Annotated in this window: 3 protein-coding genes; all 3 read left to right on the plus strand. The window is 50.2% G+C overall.

What is annotated here, in order from left to right; all coding sequences use genetic code 11:
- Nucleotides 1–129 precede the first annotated feature (129 nt).
- Nucleotides 130–1,737, plus strand: a complete 1,608-nt coding sequence (gene pckA, locus ACR0QE_RS13185; protein WP_432628794.1) for a phosphoenolpyruvate carboxykinase (ATP) — start codon at nt 130–132, stop codon at nt 1,735–1,737.
- Nucleotides 1,738–1,976: 239 nt separating this feature from the next.
- The gene (locus tag ACR0QE_RS13190; protein ID WP_432628795.1) at nt 1,977–2,816 is read left to right on the plus strand and encodes a Cof-type HAD-IIB family hydrolase; all 840 of its coding nucleotides are present in this window, start codon (nt 1,977–1,979) and stop codon (nt 2,814–2,816) included.
- Nucleotides 2,817–2,989: 173 nt separating this feature from the next.
- Nucleotides 2,990–4,053, plus strand: a 1,064-nt coding sequence (locus ACR0QE_RS13195) for an aspartate kinase (protein WP_432628796.1), incomplete at its 3' end; no start/stop codon positions are given.

The following is a 4,053-nucleotide window of genomic DNA, read 5'->3' on the forward strand; positions in this document are numbered from 1 at the left end:
ATTTTATGTATAATGGTAAGCAGGAGAATACGCATCTGTATTTCTTCATCGCCCGCGCCGCTTTTTGGCTGAGGCGTGCGCGACGCGCGATCAGAATTTGATCTGAACGAAAGAAGAGGTATAAGTATCATGGCAAAGGTAGATCTGAGCAAGTATGGGATCACCGGCACGACCGAAGTCGTGTATAATCCCTCCTACGAGCAGCTGTTTGAAGAGGAGACCAAGCCCGGTCTGGAAGGCTACGAGAAGGGCCAAGTCAGCGAGCTGGGTGCCGTCAACGTCATGACCGGCATCTACACCGGCCGTTCTCCCAAGGATAAGTTCATCGTCATGGACGAGAACTCCAAGGACACCGTGTGGTGGACCAGCGACGAGTACAAGAACGACAACCACCCCGCTTCTCAGGAAGCATGGGCTGCCGTGAAGGAGATCGCCAAGAAGGAGCTGTCCAACAAGCGCCTGTACGTCGTGGATGCTTTCTGCGGCGCAAACAAGGATACCCGCATGGCAATCCGTTTCATCGTAGAAGTTGCATGGCAGGCACACTTTGTAACCAACATGTTTATCAAACCGACTGAGGAAGAGCTGAAGGACTTCGAGCCAGATTTCGTTGTTTACAATGCTTCCAAGGCAAAAGTTGAGAATTACAAGGAGCTGGGGCTGAACTCTGAGACCGCAGTTATGTTCAATATTACCAGCCGTGAGCAGATCATCGTCAACACCTGGTACGGCGGCGAGATGAAGAAGGGTATGTTCTCCATGATGAACTACTATCTGCCGTTAAAGGGTATTGCTTCCATGCACTGCTCTGCAAACACCGATATGAACGGTGAGAACACCGCAATCTTCTTCGGTCTGTCTGGTACCGGTAAGACCACTCTGTCTACCGATCCGAAGCGTCTGCTGATCGGTGATGATGAGCACGGCTGGGATGACAACGGCGTGTTCAACTTCGAGGGCGGCTGCTACGCAAAGGTTATCAACCTGGATAAGGATTCCGAGCCGGATATCTACAACGCAATCCGTCGTGATGCTCTGCTTGAGAACGTTACCCTGGATGAGACCGGCAAGATCGATTTTGCAGATAAGAGCGTAACCGAGAATACCCGTGTATCTTACCCGATCGATCACATTGAGAAGATCGTTCGTCCGGTTTCCGCAGGTCCGGCAGCTAAGAACGTAATCTTCCTGTCCGCAGATGCATTCGGCGTACTTCCGCCAGTATCTGTACTGACCCCGGAGCAGACTCAGTACTACTTCCTGTCTGGATTTACCGCTAAGTTAGCAGGTACCGAGCGCGGCATCACTGAGCCGACCCCGACCTTCTCTGCTTGCTTTGGACAGGCATTCCTTGAGCTGCATCCGACCAAGTATGCAGAAGAGCTCGTTAAGAAGATGGAGAAGAGCGGAGCAAAGGCTTTTCTGGTAAATACCGGATGGAACGGAACCGGCAAGCGTATCTCCATTAAGGATACCCGTGGCATCATCGACGCAATCTTAAACGGCGACATCAAGAATGCACCGACCAAGAAGATTCCGTACTTTGATTTCGAGGTTCCGACTGAGCTTCCGGGCGTTGATTCCGGAATTCTGGATCCGCGTGACACCTATGCAGATGCTTCTGAGTGGGAGGCAAAGGCAAAGGATCTGGCAGGCAGATTCATCAAGAACTTTGCAAAATATGAGAACCATGAGGCTGGTAAGGCTCTGGTTGCAGCAGGTCCGAAGGCTGAATAAGATTGTGATGACCATTCTGTGAGTCTGCGCATCCACGCAGAATAAATAATAAATGGTTATAGATTATCGGAATAGAAGATGTGGCGGCGCACTTCGGATTCAAGGGGAATCCGGGGTGCGCCGTTTTTTGTACTTTTCCATGAACCGTGAACTCAAAGTAAAACATTTTTTAGGTATGCCCGGGCGTTATGTGTTTTTTGAAAACAGGCCTGAACCCGGACATATCTCAGGGGAGAAAAATGAACGAGAAGAGAGAATATGATCTGATTGCGTTTGATATGGATGGAACTCTGCTGAATTCTGAGAAACAGATTACCGAGAAGACGTTAAGGGCGATTGATCGGGCAGTGAAGGCAGGTAAGACTGTGATTTTGAACACGGGACGCGGGCCGGCAGAACTCAAGGAGTATCTGCCGATTCTTCCACAGGTGCGCTACGTCAACGGACTGAGTGGAGGCCTCGTCTATGACAGAACAAATAATCTCAAAGTTTATGAGAGGCAGTTCTCACCCGAGACGGTGAAAAAGATTCTTGAGATCGGAAGAAAAGAAGATGCGATGATTCACTTCCTGACGGATCGCTCGATTGTCCAGATGAATCAGTGGGCGCGCATGGATCATTTTGGAATGGGGCAGTACCAGGGAATGTTTGCGCGCGTCGCAGAGCGGTGGGAGGATATTTGTGAGCAGTATTTTGCAGATCCATTTCCGATCGACAAGTTAAACCTCTATCATGCGACGCCGGAGGGGCGTGCGAGAACCGAGAAACGTCTTTGCGATGCCGGAATCGAGCTTGAGATGGCGGAGGCGGAGACGACTTCGCTTGAGCTTTCACCGGTCGGAGCGAACAAGGGAAGTGGACTTTTGGCACTCTGCAAATTTTTAAATCTGCCGGTAGAACGGACGATCGCTGTCGGAGATGCGGACAATGATCGTCAGGCACTCGAGCGTGCAGGGCTTGCAGTCGCGATGGGAAATGCCACTGAGGAGATCAAGGCACTCTGTGATGTCGTTGTCGCAGATTGTGATCACGACGGCTGTGTGGAGGCGATTGAGAAGTATTTGCTGGGAGAAAATTAGAATCCCTAGTTTTAAACTCTGTTTCTGTGACCGTAAGTCAGTGTGTGTCCTTGATAAGCGGACATTTGACTCTCATACAAGGAAAAGTACTTGACAGATCAGAGGAATTCAAGTATGATTTTGCATAAACGGTTTTCTTTACGGTAAAAAAATTACGAGGAGATAAAGCGATCATGAAAAAAGTAGTGAAGTTTGGCGGAAGCTCTCTGGCAAGTGCACGCCAGTTTAAAAAAGTGGGAGATATCATTCGGGCAGACAAGACCCGCCGTTATGTGGTTCCGTCCGCACCGGGCAAGAGAAACAGCAAGGATGAGAAGGTAACCGACATGCTGTATGCATGTTATGAGGCTGCTTCTACCGGCGGAGCATACAAGAAGATCTTAGAGCGCATCAAGGAGCGTTATCAGGAGATCATTGACGGTCTGGACTTAAACCTGAATCTGGATCACGAGTTTGATGCGATTGAGCAGAACTTTGTAAAGGGCATTGGCCGTGATTACGCAGCTTCCCGCGGCGAGTACTTGAATGGTATCGTGATGGCGAACTACCTCGGATATGAATTCATCGATTCTGCAGAGGTGATCTTCTTTGATGACAACGGAAACTTTGAGTCTGAGCTGACGAACAAGGAGCTGTCCGAGCGCCTTGAGCATGTGGAGCGCGCAGTCATCCCGGGATTCTACGGAGCGAAGCATGACGGCACGATCAAGACGTTCTCCCGTGGCGGTTCCGATGTGACCGGTTCCATCGTGGCACGTGCGATCCACGCAGATCTCTACGAGAACTGGACCGATGTATCCGGTTTCCTTGTGGCAGACCCGAGAATTGTGGATGATCCGGCAGTTATCGAGACGATCACCTACAAAGAGCTTCGTGAACTCTCCTACATGGGTGCGGGTGTTCTCCATGAGGACGCAATCTTCCCGGTTCGCCGTGAGGGAATCCCGATCAACATCCGCAATACGAACAAGCCGGAGGATAAGGGAACTCTGATCGTGGAGAGCACCTGCCGCAAGCCGCATTACACAATCACCGGAATTGCAGGAAAGAAGGGCTTCTGTGCAATCAACATCGAGAAAGCGATGATGAATGCAGAAGTTGGTTTTGGGAGAAAAGTGCTTCAGGTATTTGAGAAGTACGGCATCTCCTTTGAGCATATGCCGTCCGGAATCGATACGATGACGATCTGGTGTACCATGATCGTCATCGTATCGATTCCGGACGGCATATGCTCAAA

Origin of the sequence: Brotaphodocola sp. (assembly GCF_050873065.1) — a bacterium.
Lineage (GTDB): Bacteria > Bacillota > Clostridia > Lachnospirales > Lachnospiraceae > Brotaphodocola.

What these genes read in the sequence shown, in the direction of transcription:
- ACR0QE_RS13190 (WP_432628795.1), top strand. Translation starts at nt 1,977, where the DNA reads ATGAACGAGAAGAGAGAATATGATCTGATTGCGTTTGATATGGATGGA.
- pckA (WP_432628794.1), top strand. Translation starts at nt 130, where the DNA reads ATGGCAAAGGTAGATCTGAGCAAGTATGGGATCACCGGCACGACCGAA.